The organism is Bradyrhizobium sp. 141 (genome assembly GCF_023074055.1).
Classification (GTDB): Bacteria; Pseudomonadota; Alphaproteobacteria; order Rhizobiales; family Xanthobacteraceae; genus Bradyrhizobium.
Genome location: NZ_JADPKR010000026.1, coordinates 298,745 through 321,823, shown reverse-complemented (window position 1 = coordinate 321,823; position 23,079 = coordinate 298,745). Strand labels below are relative to the sequence as shown.

General features: G+C 65.0%; 22 protein-coding genes and 1 pseudogene. 12 read left to right on the top strand and 11 right to left on the bottom strand.

What is annotated here, in order from left to right; all coding sequences use genetic code 11:
• Nucleotides 1-137: 137 nt before the first annotated feature.
• A complete protein-coding gene (locus IVA81_RS10170) occupies nucleotides 138-977 on the bottom strand; it encodes a cell envelope integrity EipB family protein (RefSeq protein WP_247315426.1) in 840 nt (279 codons plus the stop codon).
• A 247-nt stretch (nucleotides 978-1,224) separates the two neighbouring features.
• On the opposite strand from IVA81_RS10170, the gene IVA81_RS10165 reads away from it, so the two are divergent.
• The 4 genes from IVA81_RS10165 (at nucleotide 1,225) to IVA81_RS10150 (ending at nucleotide 4,377) form a co-directional block, all read left to right on the top strand.
• Complete coding sequence (locus IVA81_RS10165; protein WP_247315422.1) at nucleotides 1,225-1,692, top strand: RidA family protein; 468 nt, start codon at nucleotides 1,225-1,227, stop codon at nucleotides 1,690-1,692.
• 5 nt (nucleotides 1,693-1,697) lie between these two features.
• Nucleotides 1,698-2,444, top strand: a complete 747-nt coding sequence (locus IVA81_RS10160; RefSeq protein ID WP_247315419.1) for a glycerophosphodiester phosphodiesterase — start codon at nucleotides 1,698-1,700, stop codon at nucleotides 2,442-2,444.
• Nucleotides 2,445-2,644: 200 nt separating this feature from the next.
• Nucleotides 2,645-3,901, top strand: coding sequence for a GNAT family N-acetyltransferase (locus IVA81_RS10155; RefSeq protein WP_247315416.1), 1,257 nt, complete (start codon nucleotides 2,645-2,647; stop codon nucleotides 3,899-3,901).
• 50 nt (nucleotides 3,902-3,951) lie between these two features.
• A complete protein-coding gene (locus IVA81_RS10150; protein WP_247315413.1) occupies nucleotides 3,952-4,377 on the top strand; it encodes an HIT family protein in 426 nt (141 codons plus the stop codon).
• A gap of 3 nt (nucleotides 4,378-4,380) precedes the next feature.
• Here IVA81_RS10150 and tsaA read toward each other — a convergent pair whose 3' ends face one another.
• The 4 genes from tsaA to IVA81_RS10130 all read right to left on the bottom strand — a co-directional run bounded on the left by tsaA (nucleotide 4,381) and on the right by IVA81_RS10130 (nucleotide 7,063).
• The gene (gene tsaA, locus IVA81_RS10145) at nucleotides 4,381-4,872 is read right to left on the bottom strand and encodes a tRNA (N6-threonylcarbamoyladenosine(37)-N6)-methyltransferase TrmO (protein WP_246919863.1); all 492 of its coding nucleotides are present in this window, start codon (nucleotides 4,870-4,872) and stop codon (nucleotides 4,381-4,383) included.
• A gap of 32 nt (nucleotides 4,873-4,904) precedes the next feature.
• Entirely contained in the window at nucleotides 4,905-5,255 is a 351-nt protein-coding gene (locus IVA81_RS10140; RefSeq protein WP_247315396.1) for an AzlD domain-containing protein, read from the bottom strand.
• The gene (locus IVA81_RS10135) at nucleotides 5,252-5,992 is read right to left on the bottom strand and encodes an AzlC family ABC transporter permease (protein WP_247315393.1); all 741 of its coding nucleotides are present in this window, start codon (nucleotides 5,990-5,992) and stop codon (nucleotides 5,252-5,254) included. Before IVA81_RS10135 ends, IVA81_RS10140 begins: the two co-directional genes overlap by 4 nt.
• A gap of 117 nt (nucleotides 5,993-6,109) precedes the next feature.
• Nucleotides 6,110-7,063 carry a lytic transglycosylase domain-containing protein gene (locus IVA81_RS10130; RefSeq protein WP_247315390.1) on the bottom strand — a complete coding sequence of 318 codons (954 nt, stop codon included), beginning with the start codon at nucleotides 7,061-7,063 and terminating at the stop codon, nucleotides 6,110-6,112.
• Between the two features lie 90 nt (nucleotides 7,064-7,153).
• Here IVA81_RS10130 and IVA81_RS10125 point away from each other — a divergent pair, with 90 nt between their 5' ends.
• Nucleotides 7,154-7,792: an HAD family hydrolase gene (locus IVA81_RS10125; protein WP_247315387.1), complete on the top strand. Its 639-nt coding sequence runs from the start codon at nucleotides 7,154-7,156 to the stop codon at nucleotides 7,790-7,792.
• Nucleotides 7,793-7,828: 36 nt separating this feature from the next.
• Here IVA81_RS10125 and IVA81_RS10120 read toward each other — a convergent pair whose 3' ends face one another.
• Entirely contained in the window at nucleotides 7,829-8,845 is a 1,017-nt protein-coding gene (locus IVA81_RS10120; RefSeq protein WP_247315373.1) for a carbon-nitrogen hydrolase family protein, read from the bottom strand.
• 196 nt (nucleotides 8,846-9,041) lie between these two features.
• On the opposite strand from IVA81_RS10120, the pseudogene IVA81_RS10115 reads away from it, so the two are divergent.
• From IVA81_RS10115 to IVA81_RS10095, 5 genes and pseudogenes are all read left to right on the top strand, one after another.
• Nucleotides 9,042-9,996, top strand: a pseudogene (locus IVA81_RS10115) (helix-turn-helix domain-containing protein).
• Nucleotides 9,997-10,140: 144 nt separating this feature from the next.
• Entirely contained in the window at nucleotides 10,141-10,326 is a 186-nt protein-coding gene (locus IVA81_RS10110) for a hypothetical protein (protein WP_247315489.1), read from the top strand.
• A gap of 115 nt (nucleotides 10,327-10,441) precedes the next feature.
• Nucleotides 10,442-11,467 (top strand): aldo/keto reductase, encoded by a 1,026-nt coding sequence (locus IVA81_RS10105; protein WP_247315370.1) that lies wholly within the window; start codon nucleotides 10,442-10,444, stop codon nucleotides 11,465-11,467.
• 182 nt (nucleotides 11,468-11,649) lie between these two features.
• Entirely contained in the window at nucleotides 11,650-13,071 is a 1,422-nt protein-coding gene (locus tag IVA81_RS10100; protein WP_247315367.1) for an MFS transporter, read from the top strand.
• Nucleotides 13,072-13,200: 129 nt separating this feature from the next.
• Nucleotides 13,201-13,659: a PEGA domain-containing protein gene (locus IVA81_RS10095; protein WP_247315364.1), complete on the top strand. Its 459-nt coding sequence runs from the start codon at nucleotides 13,201-13,203 to the stop codon at nucleotides 13,657-13,659.
• Between the two features lie 70 nt (nucleotides 13,660-13,729).
• Here the strand turns inward: IVA81_RS10095 and clpA are convergent, their stop codons facing one another.
• Nucleotides 13,730-16,138 carry an ATP-dependent Clp protease ATP-binding subunit ClpA gene (clpA, locus tag IVA81_RS10090; protein WP_247315351.1) on the bottom strand — a complete coding sequence of 803 codons (2,409 nt, stop codon included), beginning with the start codon at nucleotides 16,136-16,138 and terminating at the stop codon, nucleotides 13,730-13,732.
• A 285-nt stretch (nucleotides 16,139-16,423) separates the two neighbouring features.
• Nucleotides 16,424-16,756: an ATP-dependent Clp protease adapter ClpS gene (clpS, locus tag IVA81_RS10085; protein ID WP_026202494.1), complete on the bottom strand. Its 333-nt coding sequence runs from the start codon at nucleotides 16,754-16,756 to the stop codon at nucleotides 16,424-16,426.
• Nucleotides 16,757-17,237: 481 nt separating this feature from the next.
• On the opposite strand from clpS, the gene IVA81_RS10080 reads away from it, so the two are divergent.
• Nucleotides 17,238-18,584: a pilus assembly protein gene (locus IVA81_RS10080; RefSeq protein ID WP_247315348.1), complete on the top strand. Its 1,347-nt coding sequence runs from the start codon at nucleotides 17,238-17,240 to the stop codon at nucleotides 18,582-18,584.
• Nucleotides 18,585-18,658: 74 nt separating this feature from the next.
• Here IVA81_RS10080 and IVA81_RS10075 read toward each other — a convergent pair whose 3' ends face one another.
• The gene (locus IVA81_RS10075; RefSeq protein WP_028143975.1) at nucleotides 18,659-18,997 is read right to left on the bottom strand and encodes a phasin family protein; all 339 of its coding nucleotides are present in this window, start codon (nucleotides 18,995-18,997) and stop codon (nucleotides 18,659-18,661) included.
• A 388-nt stretch (nucleotides 18,998-19,385) separates the two neighbouring features.
• Between IVA81_RS10075 and IVA81_RS10070 the strand changes: the two genes are divergently transcribed.
• Nucleotides 19,386-21,212, top strand: coding sequence for a D-alanyl-D-alanine carboxypeptidase (locus IVA81_RS10070; protein WP_247315346.1), 1,827 nt, complete (start codon nucleotides 19,386-19,388; stop codon nucleotides 21,210-21,212).
• Between the two features lie 238 nt (nucleotides 21,213-21,450).
• Here the strand turns inward: IVA81_RS10070 and IVA81_RS10065 are convergent, their stop codons facing one another.
• Both IVA81_RS10065 and IVA81_RS10060 read right to left on the bottom strand, forming a co-directional pair.
• Complete coding sequence (locus IVA81_RS10065) at nucleotides 21,451-22,176, bottom strand: DnaJ domain-containing protein (RefSeq protein ID WP_247315344.1); 726 nt, start codon at nucleotides 22,174-22,176, stop codon at nucleotides 21,451-21,453.
• Between the two features lie 71 nt (nucleotides 22,177-22,247).
• Complete coding sequence (locus tag IVA81_RS10060; RefSeq protein WP_247315342.1) at nucleotides 22,248-22,997, bottom strand: VWA domain-containing protein; 750 nt, start codon at nucleotides 22,995-22,997, stop codon at nucleotides 22,248-22,250.
• Nucleotides 22,998-23,079: the final 82 nt, after the last annotated feature.

Sequence of the window (23,079 nt, the reverse complement as noted above, 5' to 3'; positions counted from 1 at the left end):
TGAGCAAATCCCACCAACCTTGAGGCCTACCGCCCGATTGCTATCGTCCCACCGAGCCAAATAGCGCGCCCGCAACTCATAGGGTCACAAGCTCTCAGGGTGACGGTGATAGAATAGAGTGCACGGCAGGCGCCCCCTCAATTGCAGGGCTTGCTGTCCTTGACGTCGAACTTGCCCATCGCGCCGGAAATGACAAAATCGTTGTAGTCGAGCACGAGCTGGCGCGAGACGCCATTTTCGTAGAGCTCGAACGCCATCGCGTAGACCGGCGTCTGTTCGCCTTCCTTCTGCTGGGCCTCGCGGTCGAAATAGCTGACGGTGACCGGCCAGCGCTTGAGCGATTTCATGTGCTCGTCGGAGGTTGACGGATCCGGCGAGCCGGCGCGGTCGGCGGGGATCGGCTGGCCGATCACGGTCAGCGTGTTGTAGACCTTCTGGCCGTCGTCGGAGCCGTCATACACCGAGAGCTCGAGCAGCGACTTGCCTTCGTTGGCTGCCGCGATGATGCGGTGGATCTGCTCGGTCGGGAATACGATCTTGCCGTCGAGGGTGAAACTCTTCGGCGCCGGCAGCTTCAGCTTGACGTTGATGTGGTCGCCGTCGCGCTCGGCCGAGCCGTCGACCCGGCCGGCATCCGCCTCATTCATGCGCGTCTCGATCTTGAAGCGGTAGCTCTTGCCGGCGGCATCCTCCCAGGAATTGGAACGGAGATCGCTGAGCGTAACCTTGCCCTCGCCGCTGTCGAGCTCGGACACTTGGCGGAATTCGGAGGTGTAGCCCTCGCACGAGCTTCCGGTGAAGTTGTAGAGGATGCGGCCACGCGCGCTGTTGACGGAGTTGGACCGCGATTTCACCAGGCTGAGGTCATAGAGTGCTTGATGCGCCAAAAACGGACCGTTGGCGGCCTGGGCCCCGCCGCCGGGACCGAAAGCAGCCGCCGCGAGCGCCATCACACCGAGCCGGAAAAGGTGCACCATGTCTATTCCTTGGGAAGCGCAGATCCTTGGGGAAGCGCAGATTCGACATTTTAATGACCGTTCCATTGCGTCGCAACTGAGGCCGTTTCACGTAAAGTTGCGGCCCTTGCGCTGAACCTGCTGTCCGACCTCAACAAATACAGCCCTTCCGGTTGCTTGCATGTGGCGGCCCGATGGGCGAAACAGGGCGCGCCCGGCCGCCTGCGGACGCGCCGGGGCGAATGATTTCTGGACAACGAGGTCGGACATGGCGGGCACGGTCGAGCAGAAGCTGGCGGAACAGGGCATCAAGCTGCACGAAGCCCCCACGCCCGTCGCCAACTACGTGCCGTTCGTGCGCACCGGCAATTTACTGTTCGTCTCAGGTCAGGTCTGCTTCGATCCCGCCGGCAAGCTGATCGCCAAGGGCAAGCTGGGTGCCGGCGTCTCCATCGAGGACGGCGCTGCGGCTGCGCGCGGCTGCGCGGTCAATTTGCTGGCCCAGGTCAAGGCGGCGCTCGGCGACCTCGACAAGGTCGTGCGTGTGGTGCGCCTCGGCGGCTTCATCAACTCGGCGCCGGATTTCCTGGACGGGCCGAAGGTGCTGAACGGCGCCTCGGATTTGATGGTCGTCGCCTTCGGTGACAAGGGGCGCCATGCCCGCACCACCGTCGGCGTCGCCTCGCTGCCCGCCGATGCGGCGGTCGAGGTCGACGGCGTGTTCGAGGTCGCCTGACGCGCATGCGCGCTCCGGATTGGCTGACAGCCCGGCCGGTCGCCCATCGCGGCCTGCACGACATCTCCCGTGGCATTGTCGAAAACATGCCGGGCGCGGTGCAAGCTGCGATCGCAGGCAATTTCTCGATCGAGGTCGATATCCAGCTCTCCGCCGACGGCGAGGCCATGGTGCATCACGACCATGCCCTCGGCCGCCTCACCGAGGCGACCGGCGAGGTGGTCGAAAGGACCGCGGCGGAGTTGAAGGCGATCAAGTTCAAGGACACGCCTGAGCGGATGATGTCGCTCAGCGACCTCTGCGCCCTCGTCGCCGGCCGCGTCCCGCTGGTGATCGAGGTGAAGAGCCATTTTGGCGGCGACCGCAAGCTGGTGAAGCGGATGGCGGAGGTGCTGGAATCCTATGACGGGCCAGCCGTCGGCATGTCCTTCGATCCCGACCAGGTGCTGGCGCTGCGTGAACTGTTGCCCTCCCGTCCGCGCGGCATCGTCGCGCAGCACACCTATGAGGACGACTACTGGGCCAAGCTGAGCCAGGCGCAGCGTGACAGCATGCTGTATCTGCGCCACGGCTTTCGGACTCAACCCCACTTCGTCGCCTTTCGGGTCGACGACCTCCCGGCCCCCGCCCCCTGGATCGCCCGCAACGCCTTCGGCTGCGCCCTGCTCGGCTGGACGGTGCGCACGGGCGAGCAGCGGACGCGGGTTGGGCAGCATGCGGATCAGATGATTTTTGAAGGGTTCGTGCCGTAGGGCTTGCTCGTGTCCCGGACGCGCTGCAACGTGCAAGGCTGCTGCGTAGAGCCGGGACCCATCTCTCCACGAATCCGCAGCGACATGGGCCCCGGCTCTGCAGCGCACCGCTGAAGAAGCGCTGCGCTGCGTCCGGGGCACGAGAGCGTGCCTCCCCCACCTCTTGAAGTCGCTGCTGCAATGCACGATCTTGGGCAACGATGGCATCATCCGAAATCACGCTCGAGGCCGTACCTTCGATTGGCGAAGTGCCACCGGAGGATTGGGACGCCTGCGCCAATCCCGGCAAGACCTTTAACGAAAAGGCCTGCAACGGGCATGGCCCGGGAACCTCATCCGCCCTTCGAGGCGATTCCCTCAGCCTCTCAAAACCTGCCTATAACCCATTCGTATCGCACGCATTTCTTGCGGCCGTCGAGATATCGGGTTCGGCGACCATCCGCACCGGCTGGGGTCCGCGGCATCTCGTGGCCAAGATCGATGGCCGCGTCGCCGGCGTTGTGCCCTGCTATCTGAAATCGCATTCCCAAGGCGAGTACGTCTTCGACCGCGGCTGGGCGGACGCCTATGAGCGCGCCGGCGGGCGCTATTATCCGAAGCTCCAGGTCTCGGTTCCCTTCACCCCGGCAACCGGGCCCCGGCTGCTGGTCCGCGACGGTGTCGATCGCGTGCGCATCATGGAGGCGCTGGCGAGCGGGCTGGTGGCGCTGTGCGGCGTCAGCAAAGCCTCCTCTGTCCACGTCACCTTCGCGCGCGAAGCCGAATCGAAGCTGCTCGCCCAGCACGGCTTCCTGCAGCGTACCGACCAGCAGTTCCACTGGCACAATGAGGGCTTTGCGAGTTTCGACGACTTCCTGGCGACGCTGAACTCGCGCCACCGCAAGTCGATCAAGCGCGAGCGGCGCGATGCGCTGCCGGCCGGAATAACCATCCATTGGCTGACAGGAAAAGACATCACCGAAGATGCCTGGGATGCCTTCTTCGAATTCTACATGGAGACCGGCTCGCGCAAATGGGGGCGCCCCTATTTGACGCGCGAGTTCTTCTCGCTGATCGGCGAGACCATGAGTGAGGACGTGCTGCTGGTGATGGCCCGCCGCAACAATCGCTGGATCGCTGGCGCGATCAACTTCATCGGCTCGGACACACTGTTCGGTCGCAACTGGGGCGCGGTCGAGCATCATCCGTTCCTGCATTTCGAGGTCTGCTATTACCAGGCGATCGATTTCGCGATCAGTCGCGGCCTGAAACATGTCGAGGCCGGCGCGCAGGGCGATCACAAGATCGCGCGCGGCTACCTGCCGCGCACCACCCATTCCGCCCACTTCATCGCCGATCCCGGCCTGCGCCGCGCCATCGACGATTATCTCAAGCGCGAACGCGCCTATGTCGCGGAAGCCGGACGGGAGCTCGCCGAGCTCGGCCCGTTCCGCAAAGGCGTCGACGAGGCGCCTTGACGGTTTGCCGTGGCTGGTGACAGTAAGCGCAAAATTCGAGGAGCCGCCGTATGACCGCCTACGACACCAACAACATCTTCGCAAAGATCCTGCGCGGCGAGCTGCCTTGCTCCAAGGTGTACGAGGACGAGCACGTGTTCGCGTTCCTCGACATCATGCCGCGCGTGCCTGGCCACACGCTGGTGATCCCGAAGGCCCCTGCCCGCAACATTCTCGACATCAAGCCTGACGACTACGCCCATGTCGCCCGCGGCGCGCATAAGATCGCTGCAGCCGCGATGAAGGCCTTCGACGCCGACGGCATCACCGTGCAGCAGTTCAACGAGCCCGCCGGCGGACAGGTGGTGTTTCACCTGCACATGCACGTGATGCCGCGCCACGACGGCGTCGCCATGCTGCCGCCCGCAAGCCGCAAGGAAGACGCCAAGGTGCTGGAAGAGCACGCCGCGAAGCTGATCGCGGCGCTGAAGAGCTGATTGTCACTCCGTCTCGAAATCGCCCTTCTGCGGCGCGGCCAGAGGCGTGAACTCGCAACGATCCGGCTTGATGTCGATCAGCGGCGTGTTGTCGAGGCAGTCGAGCCCGCGCACCAGGATCGCATTTCCCTCGATCCCGACCAGCTTCACGATCGAGGTACCGATCGGGTTAGGCCGCACCGGCGAGCGCAGCGAAAAGGTGCCGCGGGTCTTCTCGTTGTTCTTCGGGCTTTGCAAAATGATGTCGCGGCGCGACTGGTCGAGCCAATAGAGCACTTCGAGATTGCTGTAGAAATCGACGCCCTTGATGGCCGGCACGAACGGCTCAAAGATCTCGAGGCGGCACACCGGACCATCCTGACGTCCCTGCCGCGGCGTCTCCAGCCGCGACGCCCAGGGCGTGCGGATACGGCCGATGAAGACGAGACCGGCATCTTGCGTCGGTGGCAGCTCGATGGCGACCTCGCCCTCGCGGAGCTCCTGTTCGCGAACCATATTTCCTGTTCCTTGGCTGTTCGCCGGCGGTTTTAGCCCAACCACCACTTGCCGGCCAGCATGAAGACTTCGCCGGTCACGACGCCCGCAAAGATCGAGCGACGGGCCAGCAGGAAGGCGACGAGGCCGGCCGCCACCGCGCCATAGCGCAGGGCATCAGGCACGCTAGCCAGCGCACCTGGCGGCTCGACCACGATCTGGGCGATGACGCCGGCGAGGATCGCGGTCGCAACCGCCCGCACCCAGACCAGCAGCTCGGAGCCCTCGTCGATGCCGCCGCCGAACCACAGGCCCAGCATGCGCCATATCTGGTTGGGAACGACGCCGGCGACGAACAGCACCGCCAGCGCGTGCCAGTCGCCGATCGCTTGCGCAAAGCTCATGCGCGCACCTGTCGCCACCAATGCACGCCATAGGCGATCGTGCCGGCCGCCACCCCACTGACCAGGATATCGACGCCGGAATTCATCTTCGCGGCCAGCGGATACAGCAATATGCCCAGCACGAGCGCGACGACATCGGCGACCTCGCGGCTGTTGCGCGCGGTCGAGAACAGGAAGGACAGCGGCGTCAGCAGCAGGATCGCCGCTCCAAGCGTCTGCGTCAGGTTGGCGGCGAGGAAATAGCCGACCGTGTTGGCGACGAGGCAGACCGAGACGAGGCCACAGCCGAGCCCGTGAACGAAGGCGATCCGCCGCTCACGCGGCACTTGCGGCAGGAAACGGTGGCATTCGACCCACAGCGTCACCGCGGTGAGATGCGCAGCAAAGATCAGCTCGCGCCGTTTGGTCGTCGGCGTGCGCATCAGAGGCAGCACCGAGACGACCATCGGAAACAGACGGATCGCGCTGACCGTGACTGCAATCGCCGACTGAATGATGGTGGCGCCGGAACCGAGCGTGGTGATCAGGATGATCTGCGCCGGCCCCGCCCAGACGAACAACGTCGAGGCGAGCGCCCAGGCCAGGCTGAAATGAGTGTCATGGGCGAGCGCGCCGATGCCGAGATAGGTCACGAACAGCACGATGGTGAGGATCGTCTGCGTGATCGAGCGCAGCCCCCAGCCAAAGGCAAGCCAGCGGCTATTCCATTGCGGTGAATCGAGCGGAGGAAGCGCCACAGGACGGCCGGCGAAAGAGGAATCGTCGGCGCATAACGGCCATTGCGGAGGCGGCCGTCAAGGAAGCGCTCGGCGGAGCTGGCATGCGAGCGACGTGCGTGACACCCCACTGGCGGTCTACCCGCTCATTCCCCTGTTCTTCAGCACGAAACACGCCCCGCCCGCCTTCCTGATCCGGTTGCACAAATCATCCGCTTCGCTGCGCGTCTCAGTGCCGATGCGCACCTGGTAGAACGCCCGCGTGCCGCGGCTGCGCATCACGGATGACAGCAGGCTCGGATCGCGCTCGCCAATCACCGTGCTGAGCCGCGTCACGGCGCGGGAGTACATCGCCAGCGCCCTATTGCGGTCGAAGCCGGCGGCGAGCTGGACGCCCCATGCCTTTGCGGCCGCAAGCTCCACATGCTGCTCGAGCTCGGCGACGAAGGCGTTGGGCGCGCGCTTGAGCAGCGCCATCAGATCACGGCAGCTGGTCGGCGGCGAACTCGGCGGTCCCTTGCCGGTCGCTCCCGCCTTGGCCCAGGCATCGACGCTCGTGCCGGTGATGGCGAAGACGTAGTTGCGGGTCTGCTCCGGCATGCCCCCGGTGCCGGCGAGCCATTCCTGCAGGCGCCGCGGGCCGGCATTGTAGGCGGCTGCGGCAAGGCCGAGATTGCCGAACTGGTTGCGCAGCTCGCTCAGAAACTCCGCCGACTTCGGCAGCGCCTGCACCGGGTTGAACGGATTGAGCAGCCCGCGCTCGTTTGCCGTGCCCGGCATGAACTGCGCGATCCCCTGCGCGTGCTCGCCGCTGCGTGTCGTGGGGCCCACCGCATCGGCCTGGAAGCGGCTCTCCTGCCAGATCACCCGGGCGAAGAATTCCAGCGGAAGATTGGCATCGCGCGCGGCCGCCTCCACGATCAGGCAGATCGACTCCCGCGTATCGCTCTCGCGCGCGTCAGCCGGCTTCTCCGGCGGCTTCGCGGGCTCCTCCGCCTTCGGAGGCGCGACGGGCGGCGCCGTCTCCTCTGCGAGCGCCGGCGACAGCACGAGGGCCTGGCACAAGACAGCGATAACCCGAGCTATTCGCATGGCATCGACGCAATCGACCAAAATCGGACCTTGACTTGGAACCCCAGCCAACTAGCAACAGACGGCAGTATCAACGCAGGTCCCGCCCGGATGGTGACAATCTTTTTTGATCTCGACGGCACGCTGACCAACCCGAAGCCGGGGATCACGCGCTCGATCCAATACGCGCTGGAGCGGCTGGACGTCGCGGTGCCGAGCGAGGACGAGCTGACCTGGTGCATCGGCCCGCCGCTGCATGCCAGCCTGAAGAAGCTCACCGGAACCGACGAACTCGCCGACCGCGCGCTGCTGCTCTATCGCGAGCGCTTCAGCGATATCGGCCTGTTCGAGAACGAGGCCTATGCCGGCATCGTGGACACTCTGACGACGCTGGCCGCGACCACACCGCGCATGTTCGTCGCGACCAGCAAGCCCGCGGTCTACGCCACCCGCATCGTCGATCATTTCGGCCTGAAGCCCTACTTCGAGCGTGTGTTCGGCTCCGAGCTCGACGGCACACGCGTCGACAAGCGCGACCTGCTGCGCTACGCGCTCGACGAGGCCAAGGTCGATGCGAGCAGCGCGATCATGATCGGCGACCGCAGCCACGACGTGGTCGGCGCCCGCACCAACGGCATGACAGCCATCGGCGTGCTCTATGGCTATGGCAGCGAGGCCGAGCTCAGGGACGCCGGCGCGCATCACATCTGCGCCGCACATCCGGAATTACTCGGCCACTGCGTCGCGTAGCCGAGAGCCGCGACACGTCCGCCCTCACGGCAACGCTCAGCTCGCCGCCGCGGCAATGTCCGTAGGCTCGACGGTATCCACCGGCAACGCGAACTGCTCGACGCGCTTGTAGGGCTTCTTGTTGAGCAGCAGCCGCGTCACGTCGGGGCGTGAATAATGCCCGGCCGGATCTGCCGCGTTCTTGGCAACGCCGATGGCGCCGAGATCGATCTCGGCGATCAATAGCCCCTCCTGGTCCGGCGCGAGCTTGTCGCCGATCTGGCTGCCGTCGGGGCCGTAGATCGCGGCAAAGCCGCCGCCGGCATGCAACAGCGCGTGCTTGTCCGGACGGTCGCAGAGCTCGTCGATCATCGCCTGCGAGACCGTTGCGCACGGCGCCAGCACGAAGCAGGAGCCCTCCACCGCATAGACGCGAGAGGCGGCGTTGTTGACCTCGGCCCCTAACGCCGGCGCGAAGGGATCGTAGAGCGAGAAGCTTGGCCAGGCCGCGACGTGGACCTGCTCGTTCTGGGCGTACATCGCGTATTTGGACAGCGGCTGAAGATGCTCCCAGCAACACAGCGCGCCGAGACGGCCGATGTCGGCCCTTGCATGCACCGCGAGATCACTGCCGTCGCCCTCACCGTAAACGGTGCGCTCCGCATGGGTGGGCCGCAGCTTGCGGCGCTTTGCGATGGTCTCGCCGTCAGGTCCGATCAGCCATTGCGCGAGATAAAGGCTACCGCCATCGCGTTCGGACAGACCGATCACGGCGGTGAGTCGCGCTTTCCGCACTTCGTCGCGCAGCCGCTCGGCCTGCGGGCTGTCATAGGACAGCGAATTGTCGAAATAGCGCTGCACGAAGCCACGCCCGATCGCCCAGGCCGGCGAGTCCATCCAGATATGCCAAGGGTAGCCGGGGATGAAGGCCTCGGGAAAGGCGATCAGCTTGGCACCTTTCTCGGCGGCGTCCCTGATCAGCGCGATCGACTTGTCGATCGAGGCGTCGAGGTCGAGCCAGGCCGGCGCCGCCTGCACCACCGCGACCTTGTATTTCGGATGTTCGATGCCCATTGCCGCCTCCATTGCCGGTTGATCGGAAGCCATCTCCGATGCAGTCTATTGAGCCAAGGCAGGCAACCGGACGCTCGACCGCGGCGGAACAAAAACTCGACCGGACGGAATTTCTGCCGGGTACGCGATTTGCCTTCGGTCAGGCTGGATCCGCCCACGCGCGGTTTTGCTGGATGGGAAAAGGGAGGCTCTCCAGATGCCAATCCAGTTCACGACGGACGGCAGCCCCGGCTACCGGCGGCTCGCCCTCTGGCAGGACATCGTCTGCGACGTCTTTGTCGGGCTCGACTGCAAGTCCGATCTCGGTAGCGCCTTTCGCGGCTCGGTCACGCAGGCTTCGCTCGGCAAGGCGGTGTGCTCCGAGGTCCGCTCCGACCGCCAGCATGTGTTCCGTACGCCCTCCCGCATTGCGCGCTCGGATCAGGATTTCGTCCTGGTGGCGCTCGGCAATCGCGGCGATGGCGGCGTGGTGCAGGACGGCCGCGAGACCGTGATTCATCCCGGCGAATTCGCACTCTACGACACGAGGCGCCCCTATGAGCTGAAGTTCAACGACACTTTCACCCAGACCATCTTCAAGGTGCCGCGCGAGATGTTGCAGCGCCGGCTCGGCGGCACCGAGACGCTGACTGCGATGTCGTTCGGCACTGAGGCACCGCTCGAGCGGCTCGCCTACGATTTCATCTTCCGGCTTTGCCAGAGCGCTGATCGGCTCGTCGGACAACGCCGCCGTTCTGTCGGAACAGGCCGTCGATCTTCTCGCCATGGCGTTGAGCGAGCGGCTCGGCAAGACGTCGCTGCCGTCTTCGACCCACCGCTCCGCGTTGATCTACCGGCTCAAGGCGCACGTGCGTGCCCACCTCGCCGACCCCGACCTTTCATTGTCGGAGACCGCGGCCGCGCTCGGCATTTCGCCGCGCTACGTGAACGACCTTCTCGCCGACGAGGAGACCTCGTTCCAACGTTTCGTCCTCGCCGAACGCCTTGCCAAATGCCGGCGCGACCTCGCCTCGCCCATGCTCGTCCATCGCCACATCAGCGAGATCGCCTTTGCCTGGGGCTTCAACGACCTCTCGCATTTCGGTCGCGTCTTCCGCGAGCAGTTCGGGATGTCGCCGCGCGACTTCCGGCACAGCCAATTGCGGCATTGAGATTCGGACAGCCATTGGCCGCAGCCTTCGCCCGGGGCGAAGACAAGGCTCGCCAATTCCAGATTGTCAGGCCTTGCCGCCTGCATCAGGCTGGCGCACATGAGGACTCGCACCACGATAAGCGGATCGGAGCTGTTGCTGAGCGTGATCGCGATCCGACTCGCGGTGCTGGTTCTGGTCGGCTGGGGCCTGACGCTGTTGCCGCGGCAAACGCATGATAGCGAACGCGCCTGCCTTCCCTCACCTGTAACGAGCAGCGAGGCTCAGGCGAAAGCGGTCCGCTCGCAGGTTGGCGATGCAGCGTTCGATGACATGCTGCTGCACGACTAGGCCGCTCCCAAGCAGGGCCGGTATGTGAGCGCATGATAGGACAAGGCGTTCGCTTGCGCTAACTTCAGCAACAAGATCGCACGGATCAATCAGCAGTCAGCCGAGGAGCATATCGATGGAATACCGACGCTTGGGCCGGTCGGGCCTCATGGTGCCCGCCTTGAGTCTCGGGACCGGAACGTTCGGCGGTGTTGGCCGCCTCGCGGCGTGGGGCACGACGGATGCGACCGAAGCCCGGCGCCTGCTGGACATCTGTCTCGAGGCCGGCGTGTCGATGTTCGACACTGCGGACGTCTATTCGCTCGGCGAGTCCGAGCGCGTGCTCGGCGAAGCCATCAAGGGCCGCCGTGACAAGGTGCTGGTCTCGACCAAGGCCACCTTCCGCTTTGGCGACGGCCCCAACGACATCGGCTCGTCGCGCCAACACCTGCTCGCAGCCATCGACGGTTCGCTGCGCCGGCTCGGCACCGACTACATCGATCTGTTCCAGCTTCATGGCTTCGACGCCTTCACCCCGCCCGAAGAGGTGCTCGGCACGCTCGACGTGCTCGTGCGCGCCGGCAAGATCCGCTACGTCGGCGTTTCGAATTTCTCCGGCTGGCACCTGATGAAATCGCTCTCTGTTGCCGACAAGCACGGCTTCCCGCGCTACGTCGCCAACCAGACCTATTATTCGCTGATCGGGCGCGACTACGAATGGGAGTTGATGCCGCTCGGCCTCGACCAGGGGCTGGGTGCCGTGGTCTGGTCACCGCTCGGCTGGGGACGCCTCACCGGCAAGATCCGCCGGGGGCAGCCGAAGCCCGAGGTGAGCCGCCTGCCCAAGACGGCCGATTTCGGCCCGCCGGTGCCGGACGAGCACGTCTATCGTGTCGTCGAGGCCATCGACGACGTCGCGAAGGAAACGGGCAAGAGCGTGTCGCAGATCGCGCTCAACTGGCTGCTGCAGCGTCCGACAGTGTCGACGCTGATCATCGGCGCGCGCAACGAGACGCAGCTCCGCGAAAATCTCGGCGCGGTCGGCTGGTCGCTGACCAAGGACCAGATCGCAAAGCTCGACGCGGCGAGCAAGGTCACGCTGCCCTATCCCTACTGGCACCAGCGCACGACCTTCACCGACCGGAACCCGCCGGCGGTGTAGCGAGGGCCAATCGCCTAACCGCCCGGCCCTAGAGCGCTCTGGAAAGCGCTCCCGACCCATGCTTCCCACGCCGGAAGGACTGCTTCCGGCACAGGAACTGTATGTGTCCTGCCGGGTTGCGGTCGATCCGGCAATTTCCTATTCGGAGACGAACCACGGCTCGAATCAAGCGCGCCTCCATCATGTCGTCCGCCCCGATTGAGCATGCCGACGGCCTGCCGCAGCCGCAGCGCAATCAGGCGGTGCTCACCATTGCGCTCGGCATCATCATGGCGGTGGTCGACAGCGCCATCGCCAATGTCGCGCTGCCGACGATCGCGGCCGACCTGGATGCGAGTCCGGCCTTTTCGATCTGGATCGTCAACGGCTACCAGCTCGCGATCACGATCTCGCTGCTGCCGCTGGCCTCGCTCGGCGAGATCGTCGGCTATCGCCGCGTCTATCTGGTCGGGCTGGTGCTGTTCACGCTGGCGTCCGCCTTCTGCGCGCTGGCGCATACGCTGCCGCTGCTGACGATCGCGCGCATCATCCAGGGCTTTGGCGCGGCCGGCATCATGAGCGTCAACGCGGCGCTGGTGCGCTTTACCTATCCGCGCAGCCAGCTCGGCCGCGGCATCGGGCTCAATGCACTCGTCGTCGCTTTCTCCGCAGCGGTCGGCCCGACGCTCGCCGCAGGCATCCTCGCGGTCGGAAGCTGGCCCTGGCTGTTCGCCATCAACGTGCCGCTCGGCGCAGTGACGCTGCTGCTGGGCCTGCGCAGCCTGCCGCACACCAAGCCCGCCAGCCATTCGTTCGACTGGCAGAGCGCAGGGCTTTCCGCGATCACCTTTGGCGTCGGGATCGCGGCCGTCGACAGCGTCGGCCATGGCGAGGCCGCGATCACCTGCCTCGTGCAGTTCGCCATCGCTGTCGTCGCCGGCGCGCTGCTGATCTACCGCGAGACCCACATGACCTCGCCGCTGCTGCCGGTCGACCTGTTGCGCATCCCGGTGTTCGCGCTGTCGATTGCGACCTCGATCGCCTCGTTCTGCGGGCAGATGCTCGCTTTCGTCGCGATCCCCTTCTACCTCCAGAGCCGCTTCGGCTATTCGGCGGTGCATATGGGCCTCCTGATCACGCCATGGCCGATCGCGGTAGCCTTCGCGGCGCCCCTCGCTGGCCGCCTGGTCGAGCGTTACCCGGCCGGCCTGCTCGGCGGCATCGGGCTCACGCTGTTCGCCGGCGGCCTTGCCGCGCTCGCCTTCCTGCCCGCGGACCCGACGCCGTTCGACGTGATCTGGCGCATGGCGCTGGCGGGCGCCGGGTTCGGTCTGTTTCAGACCCCTAACAACCGCACCATGATCGCAGCCGCCCCGCGCGAGCGCGCCGGCGGCGCCAGCGGCATGCTGGGCACGGCGCGCCTGCTCGGCCAGACCACCGGCGCTGCGCTGGTGGCGTTGCTGCTCGGACGGTATCCGGTTGAGGGGACCAGGCTGGCACTCCTTGCCGGCGTGGGATTTGCGCTGTGCGGCGCCGTGCTGAGCATGATGCGGCTGTCTCCCGCCGGCGCGCGCGGCGCCGAGCACGTCCGCGTGCAGGACGATCAGCGCTTGCGCGGCGAATAGCACGGCCCCACGTCCAGGTGCCCGCTGTTCTCGTGCACAACCCCTGCGTGGCTTAACTATCCCGACCTGTGACCTATTGCGCTCGCGCTACGGTTGCGCTTCAGTGGAGCGGGGAACAAGGGGCATTTCATGCGTTCATTGGGAATTATGGCGCTCAGCGTCATGCTGGGCGGCTGCGCGTCTGTCACGCGCGGCACGACCGAGAACATCAGCATCTCATCGACACCGTCAGGCGTGGAAGCCGTCGTCAGCGGAATGGAGGTTCCGACCACCTGCACGACACCCTGCTCCGTGGTCGTCAAGCGGAACGCCGACATTTCGATCACCTTTCAGAAGGAAGGCTATGAGCCGCAGGTCGTGCCGCTCAGCCGTGACATACCGACGTCCGGGGCCGCCGGCTTCGCCGGCAATCTTTTGCTCGGCGGGGTCGTCGGAATGGGCGTCGATGCCGCGACGGGAGCGGCAACCGATCACAAGCCCAATCCGGTCATCGTGACGATGCAGCCGTCGGCCCCCGCCCGCAGCGCACGGCCGGCCGCTCCGCGCAAGCCGCACCCGCCAGCGGCCGCGCCCGAAGCCGGAACGTAAGGGTCACACCCACCCTCGGAAACAAAAAGGCCGGCTTCGCAGCCGGCCTTTCGATTCATGATGCGCTAGATCAAGCCTTGACCAGCGGACCCTTGGAGGTCGGCCCCTTGGAGCCGCCGGGGCCACCCGGCTTGGACTTGCCCGGAGGACGCTTGCGGGTGCCGGGCAGCTTCTCCTGCTTCGGGGTAACCGGCCCCTCGACGAATTCGAAGCCGATCTTGTCCTTGGTCTCGTCGGCCTCGTCCTTGACCAGAACGACGCGGACATGGCCGCCGCCCTTCAGCTTCCCGAACAGCACCTCGTCGGCCAACGGCTTCTTGATGTGCTCCTGGATCACGCGGGCCATGGGGCGCGCGCCCATCTGCTCGTCGTAGCCATGCTGGACCAGCCAGGCCTTGGCCGGCTCGGACAGCTCGATGGTGACGTCGCGATCGCCGAGCTGCGCCTCGAGCTGCAGCACGAACTTCTCCACGACCGTGCCGATCACCTCGACGCTGAGATGGCCGAACGAGACGACGGCATCAAGGCGGTTGCGGAATTCCGGCGCGAACTGCCGGTTGATCGCCTCGTGGTCGTCGCCTTCCCGCTTGGAGCGCGTGAAGCCGAACGCCTGCTTGGCGAGATCGGAAGCCCCCGCGTTCGTGGTCATGATCAGGATCACGTTGCGGAAATTGACCTGCTTGCCGTTGTGGTCGGTGAGCCGGCCGTGATCCATGATCTGGAGCAGCACGTTGTAGAGGTCGGGATGCGCCTTCTCGATTTCGTCGAGCAGCACCACGCAATGCGGATGCTGGTCGACGCCGTCGGTGAGCAGGCCGCCCTGGTCGAAGCCGACATAGCCGGGAGGCGCGCCGATCAGGCGGGATACAGTGTGCCGCTCCATGTATTCGGACATGTCGAAGCGCAACAGCTCGACGCCGAGGCTTGCAGCAAGCTGCTTTGCGACCTCGGTCTTGCCGACGCCGGTCGGACCCGAGAACAAGTAGCTGCCGATCGGCTTCTCCGGCTCGCGCAGGCCGGCACGCGCCAGCTTGATCGAAGCGGCGAGCGACTCGATCGCCTTGTCCTGACCGAATACGGTGCGCTTCAGGGTCTGCTCGAGATGCTTGAGCACCTCGGCGTCGTTCTTCGACACGCTCTTCGGCGGGATCCGCGCCATCGAGGCGATCGTGGTCTCGATCTCCTTGATGCCGATGGTTTTCTTGCGCTTGTTCTCGGCGACCAGCATCTGCGCCGCACCGGATTCGTCGATCACGTCGATCGCCTTGTCCGGCAGCTTGCGGTCGTGGATGTAGCGCGAGGAGAGCTGGACAGCGGCCTCGATCGCCTCATTGGTGTACTTCAGCCGGTGGTAGTCCTCGAAATACGGCTTGAGACCCTTGAGGATCGCGATGGCGTCCTCGACCGTCGGCTCGTTGATGTCTATCTTCTGGAAGCGCCGCACCAGCGCGCGGTCCTTTTCGAAGTGCTGGCGGTATTCCTTGTAGGTGGTCGAGCCCATGCAGCGGATCGTGCCCGAGGCAAGCGCGGGCTTGAGCAGGTTCGAGGCATCCATCGCCCCGCCCGACGTCGCGCCCGCACCGATCACGGTGTGGATTTCGTCGATGAACAGGATGGCGTTGGGGTGCGCTTCGAGCTCCTTCAGCACCTGCTTCAGGCGCTCTTCGAAGTCGCCGCGATAGCGCGTGCCCGCGAGCAGCGTGCCCATGTCGAGCGAGAACACCGTGGCGGCTGCCAGAACCTCCGGCACTTCGCTGTCGACGATGCGCTTGGCGAGGCCCTCCGCGATCGCGGTCTTGCCGACGCCGGCTTCGCCGACGAACAACGGGTTGTTCTTCTGTCGGCGGCACAGCACCTGGATCGCACGGTTGATTTCGGAATTGCGTCCGATCACCGGATCGATCTTGCCGTCGCGCGCCTTCTTGTTGAGGTTGACGCAATAGGTATCGAGCGCCTCGCCCTTCTTCTTGGCGTCCTCGTTACCCTTGGCCTCGGTCTCCTCGTCGACGCCGCGCACCGGCCGCGCCTCGGAGACGCCCGGCCGCTTGGCGATGCCATGGCTGATGTAGTTGACCGCGTCATAGCGCGTCATGTCCTGCTCCTGCAGGAAATACGCGGCGTGGCTCTCGCGCTCGGCGAAGATCGCGATCAGCACGTTGGCGCCGGTCACCTCTTCACGACCGGAGGATTGCACGTGGATCACCGCGCGCTGGATCACGCGCTGGAAGCCGGCGGTCGGCTTGGCGTCGTCGGCGCCATCCGTCACCAGGTTCTCGAATTCGGTCTCAAGATAATTAACCAGGCTCGTGCGGAGCTTGTCGAGATCGACGCTACAGGCGCGCATGACGGCGGCTGCATCGGAGTCGTCGATCAAGGAGAGCAAGAGATGCTCGAGCGTCGCGTATTGGTGATGACGCTCGTTTGCGATCGCCAGTGCACGATGCAGGGATTGTTCAAGGCTTTGGGAAAAAGTCGGCATTCGCGTCCTCTATGGCCCCCACCATCATGATCGCCATCGCCCGGTCAGGCAACAACAACCTTTGTCACATATAGTTATACAAGATCGCGGCGAAAGACCGGTTCCGCGACTCAGGCGGCGACACACCCGCGGTATTTTCGGATGCAAAACCCGTTCCGATTTGGGCAGAACTACCCATTTGGGCAGGGTTGACGCTGGTGCCGATGGTCGCCGGATCATGCAGCAAGATGTGCTGCCATCACACACCACGCGAACAGAACCACTCTAAAGAACTCGAACGCGGGATTACTTCTTTTCCATCACGCATTGCAGCGGGTGCTGGTGCTTGCGGGCGAAATCCATCACCTGCGTCACCTTGGTCTCGGCGATCTCGTAGGTGAACACGCCGCACTCCCCGATGCCATGATGGTGGACATGCAGCATGATCTTGGTCGCGGCCTCGATGTCCTTGTTGAAGAACTTCTCCAGCACGTGGACGACGAATTCCATCGGCGTGTAATCGTCGTTCAGGATCAGCACCCGGTAGAGGTTCGGCCGTTTGGTCTTGGGCTTGACCTTGGTGATGACCGAAGTGTTCGGACCCGAGGGGTTACCCGAACGGTTCTCGTCATTGCTCAAGCGAGGAGCGTAGGCAGCGGCTGGCGCGGACAGGTCGAGTCTGGAAGTCAATTGCGGCATGGCTCAGGCGTTCAAATTCCCCATGGAAGCGAATGGCGGTCACCGCGCGACCCCGCCCGTCGGAGCCTGGCGCAGGCGCGCCGCCTTGTTGGATCGCCGCTCCCGACAAATCCGGTCCAAGCCGGATCGTTCGCCAGCAATATGGGCCTGCCCCCGGCTCGCCGCAAGCGCGCAGAAATCCGGCCGATGCGGTTGCGACAGTCCCGATTCCCGTCCGGGCGATCCTGCAAAGGTTAATCAACCCGGACCGATTTGACAAAAATTTCCGCGACGTCGGTTAGAACGTTTTGACCAGGAACCCGGTCATTTAACACGATTGCGACGTTTCGCCCGGGCTCCCCCGGACTTCTACGGTGCAATTTACCAAGCATTCAACGGCGTGGCGCGAAATCGGGCAAAACCAGGGATTTCGGGGATCGTCATGTTTCGCTCGCCGCTTGTCAGCCTGATCGGTCGACGGCTCGCCCGCTTCGCGGCCGCCGAGCAAGGCAATATCGCCATGATCTTCGCCATCGCGCTGGTCCCGGTCCTGAGCTTGGTCGGTGCCGCGGTGGACTATAGCCGCGCTGTCCAGGCCCGCACGTCCATGCAGGCGGCCCTCGACTCGGCCGCTCTGATGCTCTCCAAGGATCTGTCGTCCGGCACCATCACCACGTCGCAGATCAGCACGAAGGCGCAAGCCTATTTCAACGCGCTGTTTACCGGCACCGCCACCCTGCCATCGGTCAGCGTCGCCGCCACCTATACCGCGAGCACCAGCATGGGCTCCACGATCCAGCTCACCGGAACTGGCACCTACACGACCAGCTTCATGAAGATCGCCGGCTTTCCGACGCTCGGCATCGGCACCACGTCCACCAGCGCTTGGGGCAACGTCCGCATGCGCGTGGCCCTGGTGCTCGACAACACCGGCTCCATGGCTCAGGACGGCAAGATGCCGGCGATGCAGACGGCCGCGAAGAATCTGGTCGATCAGCTCAGCGCGCTCGCGAAGGCCGATGGCGACGTCTACATCTCGATCGTTCCGTTCGCCAAGGACGTCAACGTCGGCGCCAGCAACTACAACAAGGACTGGATCGACTTCAGCGAATGGGATGCCGCCAATGGCAGCTGGACTTGCACCGCAGGCAACAACTGGAACTGCAATAACTGGAAGTGGGCGCCGGCCAACCACAGCACCTGGACCGGCTGCGTGGTCGATCGCGATCAGGACTACGACACCAAGAACACCTCGCCGGCGAGCGGCAATGTGGGGACGCTCTTCCCGGCCGAGCAGTATTCCTACTGCAACTCCGGCAGTTCGTCCTATCTGCAACCGATCATGCCGCTGAGCTACGATTGGAGCGCGCTCAAGAGCCGCATCGATGCCATGAAGCCGACCGGCAACACCAACCAGGGCATCGGCCTGGCCTGGGGCTGGATGACGTTGTCGACCGGCAATCCCATGAACGCGCCGGCCAAGGATGCGAACTACCCCTACAAGGACGCGATCGTTCTGCTCTCCGACGGTCTGAACACGCAGAACCGCTGGTACAGCAATGCTTCGCAGATCGACACGCGACAGAAAAAGCTGTGCGACAACGCCAAGGCCGAGAACATCACCATCTACACGGTGCAGGTGAACACGGGCAGCGATCCGACCTCGAGCGTGCTGCAATATTGCGCCAGCAGCACCGACAAGTTCTATCTGGTCACATCGGCCAGCCAGACCGTCTCCGTGTTCAAGGACATCGGCACCTCGCTGTCGAAGCTGCGCGTGGCGCGCTGACGGATCGACCGCGCGCAAACAAAAAGCCCGGCTGGTTCAGCCGGGCTTTTCGATTCCAGGATGTCCTGAAAACGTTACTGGGCGGCCGGGGTGAACTTCGACACGATGGTCTCGACCGGCTTGAACGCCTGCTTGGCGAGGTCGCTGTAGAGGCCGGCGATCTTCTGCGATTCCGCAACGAAGGTCTCGTAGGAGGAACGGGCGAAGTCGGTCTGCGCTTCCATGGCCTTGTCCAGCGACTTCACGCCGGAAAGCTTCTCGACGAAGGACTTGGTGTCTTCGAACGACTTCTTCGTATAGTCGCCATAGGCGCTGGCGATCGCCTGGAGGCCGTGCTGCACCGAGGTCGCGGAGGCGACGTACTGCTCGAAGTGCTCTTTCCCGTAGTTCTGAAAGTCTTCAACCTTGAACATTTCGGAATCCTTTTCCCTGGCTCTCGTCGGGAAGCCCCGGCTCCCTGACTCTGCCCACAATTAGTGCAACGCACAAAAAAGTCAAGAATCTTGTGCGACGCACAAAAATAGATTGAAATCGCTGAGATTCCCGGGGTTTCCCGCAACAATTCCTTAAGCTTTTGGAAACCCCGGCCCCCTACCCTGATTCCCTGGACGTGTTCAACTTCCGCAAACGGTCAAAAGCCGTTTAAGAACATCACCTTAGCCAGAATAGCGGCTCAGGCCGAACGTCCCCCGCGGCGAACACCAGCGGAGGGACAGCCTGAGCAGGTAATGATCCCGGGTCCATTGGGCACAATTTCGCCTCACGAGCCGGTGATCAAGTCAGAAACGGGGACGGGGTTCCATGCTTCGTAAAAACTTGTCTTCCTCGCGCTTGGTGCGGGTTGGCGTTTTCGGGCTTCTTACGGTCACCACCGCGGTCATCTTCACCACCGATGCCGCCGAGGCGCGGCGCCATCGCCGCCAATACGCGCACCACCGGGTGCAGCGCGATGTGTCCGAGAGCTCCAGCCCGAAATTCGCGTCCATCATCGTCGACGGCAATTCCGGCGCGGTGCTGCAGGCAACGAGCCCCGACGGGATCCGGCACCCCGCCTCGCTGACCAAAATCATGACGCTCTACCTGCTGTTCGAGCGCCTTGAGTCCGGGAAGATGAAACTCGACACCGAGATGCCGGTGTCCAAGCATGCCGCCGATCAGGATCCGACCAAGCTGAACCTGCGTGCCGGCCAGACCATCCGTGTCGAGGATGCCATCAAGGGTCTCGTCACCCGGTCCGCCAACGACGCCGCGGTGGTCATCGCGGAAGCAATCGCCGGCGACGAGGACGACTTCGCCCAGATGATGACGCGCAAGGCCCGCGCGCTCGGCATGTCCAAGACGGTGTACCGCAACGCCAACGGCCTTCCCAACGACGAGCAGGTCACGACCGCGCGCGACCAGGCCACGCTCGGGCGCGCCATCCAGGAGCGCTTCCCGCGCTACTATCGTTATTTCGCCACCTCCACCTTCAACTGGCGTGGACAGTCGATCCGCAACCACAATCACCTGCTCGGCAGCGTCGAGGGCGTGGACGGCATCAAGACCGGCTATACCCGCGCCTCCGGCTTCAATCTCGTCAGCTCGATGCGCCGCGGCAACCGCCACCTGATCGGTGTCGTGCTCGGCGGCCGCAGCGGCGGCTCGCGCGATGCCATCATGCGCAACCTGCTCGCCGAGAATCTCGAGAAGGGCGCAACCGCCCACACCGTTGTCGCGGTCAGCGAGCGTAACGGCGCTGATGCCAATGTCGAGGTCGCCGACGCATCGGATACTCCGGTACGCCCCGCTGCGCCGGTTCAGGCCGCAGCCGCTCCTGCTCCCGAAGCCGCCCCGTCGCGTCTGGCTGCACGTCTGTCGACGCTGGCGGCTGCGACGGCCGCGGTGCCGCCGGCCCAGCCCAAACCCGAGGTTCGGCCGACGGAATCCAGGATCGAGCCCGCGCCGCTCACCAATGGCGTGATCTCGAGCCAGCCGCTCTCCATCATTCCCGGCTCGTCCGAGCCGATGAAGCCGGTTCGGGTCAAGACGGTTCAGGTCAAGGCCGGCGCCGTGAAGGTCGCCTCCGCCGCCCCCACCCAGGTCGCCCCGCCGGTCACCAACGCCATTCCGCCCCGTTCCGACGTCGCGGAAACCTCCGGCGCCGTCGTCGCCCGGGCCGATCTCATCAACAAGCCCGAGATCGTCAGCCAACCGGAAGCGCCAAAGGCCGAGATCGCCCGTACCGAAATGCCGCGGCAGCCCGCGGGATTCGGCACCGGGAACGGCGTCCTCGGGGTGTTGCCGGCCGCAACGGCCGCCGCGCCCGCCCCGGCGGGTCCAAAGCTCGCCTCCGCCGATCCGACGCCGGTCCAGATGAGCGCCACCACCAAGCCGGTCGTCACCCACAGCGGCTGGATCGTCCAGGTCGGCGCGCTCGAGAGCGAGAACGAAGCGCAGCACCGCATCGACGCCGCGCGCAGCTCGGCCCGCGGCCTGCTCAGCAAGGCTGATCCGTTCACCGAAGTCGTGGCAAAGGACAATCGCAAGCTCTACCGCGCCCGCTTCGCCGGCCTCGAGCGCGACCAGGCCGAAGCCGTCTGCCGCACCCTGAAGCGCGCCGAGATCTCCTGCATCACCGTCCGCAACTGATCTCCTTCCCCGTTCGAGACGAAATGCCCGCGCTTAGCGCGGGCATTTTCGTTTTGGGGTCGCGGTCACGCGGGCGCTGCTCATGACAAGGCTGTTCCGCGACAACCTCTCGTCAATAAATTACGGTTAAAACTTCCCTCAAGGGATCGACCACGCCGACAATGGCGGGCATCGGGGCGACGGCAAACGGAGCAAGTGGAGCTCACGCGGTACGGGCGTTTGTAGCGTGGTGCCGGAGTTAGCCGTTATGCGTACGAAGCAGAGTATCCTTGGCCTCGTTTACACGGGCAGCGAGATAGTTCGAGCCCCCCTGGTCGGGATGGAGTTTCTTCATCAGGGACTTGTGCGCCCGGCTGATGTCGTCGCGCCCCGCCCCCGGCTGCAGGCCAAGGATCTGATAGGCCTCCTCCGCCGTCATTTTGCCGCTCGCCGCCGTGCGGCGCTGCCCCCTTGCCGCGTCGCCCTGCGCGTTCTGACGCCAAGCGGGAAACCGGCGGTCCAGATAGCTTTCAAGTAGGGCCACGCTCTCCGCGTCGAACGTCGGGACCATCGCCAACAGGCCCGCGAGATCGAACTCGCCGAGATCGCGCCCGGCGTGAGGCCCGGCGACGATCTGCCCGCCAAGCTGGCCGGTGTCGTGGTCGAGCCGCATGTCCAGGAATTGCGAGCGCACGCGCGAGGCCTGGCCTGACGCGGGCGCGGCACCGACGCCGAACAGCCCACCGACATTGCCGAAGCCGGCGTTTGCCAGCGGCTTCCAACCCAGCAGCCCGGCGCCGAAAATCCCCAGCGGGATCGCCACCGCCAGCTCGCCCCGCAAGCCCGTGAATGCTGCGACCGCCAGCGCCACCACGCCGCCGCCGAACCTGATGGCGCGCGCCAGCACCGCAGGGTTGGCGGCGCGGAACATCTGGAGCAGCAGGTAAAGCGTGATAATTGCGACAGCGCCGGCGATCAGGGTCATAACAGGAATATAGTCGCCCTCGCGGCAAAATGCATGGCATACGCCCGCCGCGAGCCGCGACGGCCTGAGCGCTACTTCATCTGACCGATCAGCTGGGCCGCTCCGCTCGTGGTCTTCGCCAATTTCAACAATGCCTCGCGACCACCGGCGGCATAGGCCGCGGCGGCCCGCAGAAGCTCACGCAGCTGCGCCGCCGCGCCCGGATCAAACCGGCACCAGGCGCCGCCGGTCAGGCGCGCGATCTCACGAAAGGCCTGCTCGGCAACCGCGTCATGACCTTCCTGAAACACGAACACGGGCACCTTGAGCATGCCGAGTTCGCCGGCCTTGACGCAGAGCTCGTCGACATTCTCCTCCATGGCATCGCCGACAAAGACGACGGCGCGCACGCCCGACGCGACCGCTTCGCGCCGCGCCTCGCTCAGCACCTTGCCGATCTGAGTGTCGCCGCCGCGGCAATCGATCCTGCTCATCAACGCCGCAAGCCTGGTGCTGTCCGAGATCCACCCCGTGGCGCGGCACTCGTTCAGACCGCGATAGTAGACGAGCCGGATATCGAGACTGCCGAGTGCCGCGGTCTCGCGAAACATGTCGGCCTGAAGCGCGCAGGCCATGTCCCAGGTGGGCTGCCGGCTCATCGTGGCATCCAACGCGAAGATCAGCCGCCCCTTCGCGCCCGGCGCATGGGGTGACAGCGCCCGCGCCTTGGCGACGAAAGCGGCAATGTCCTCCGCGGTCGACGTTCCGGCCTGCGGCACCGCGCCGCCTGCTTGCGCCGAGACGGCATCGCCGCCGCGCGGCTTGATGGGTTCGCCCGACATCGCTTGACCCTGCGTAAGCAGCTAATGTGGTCAGCGCGGGCAGCCCGGTCAATGTGCAAAGCCTCCGCGGGCGGAGGCCGGC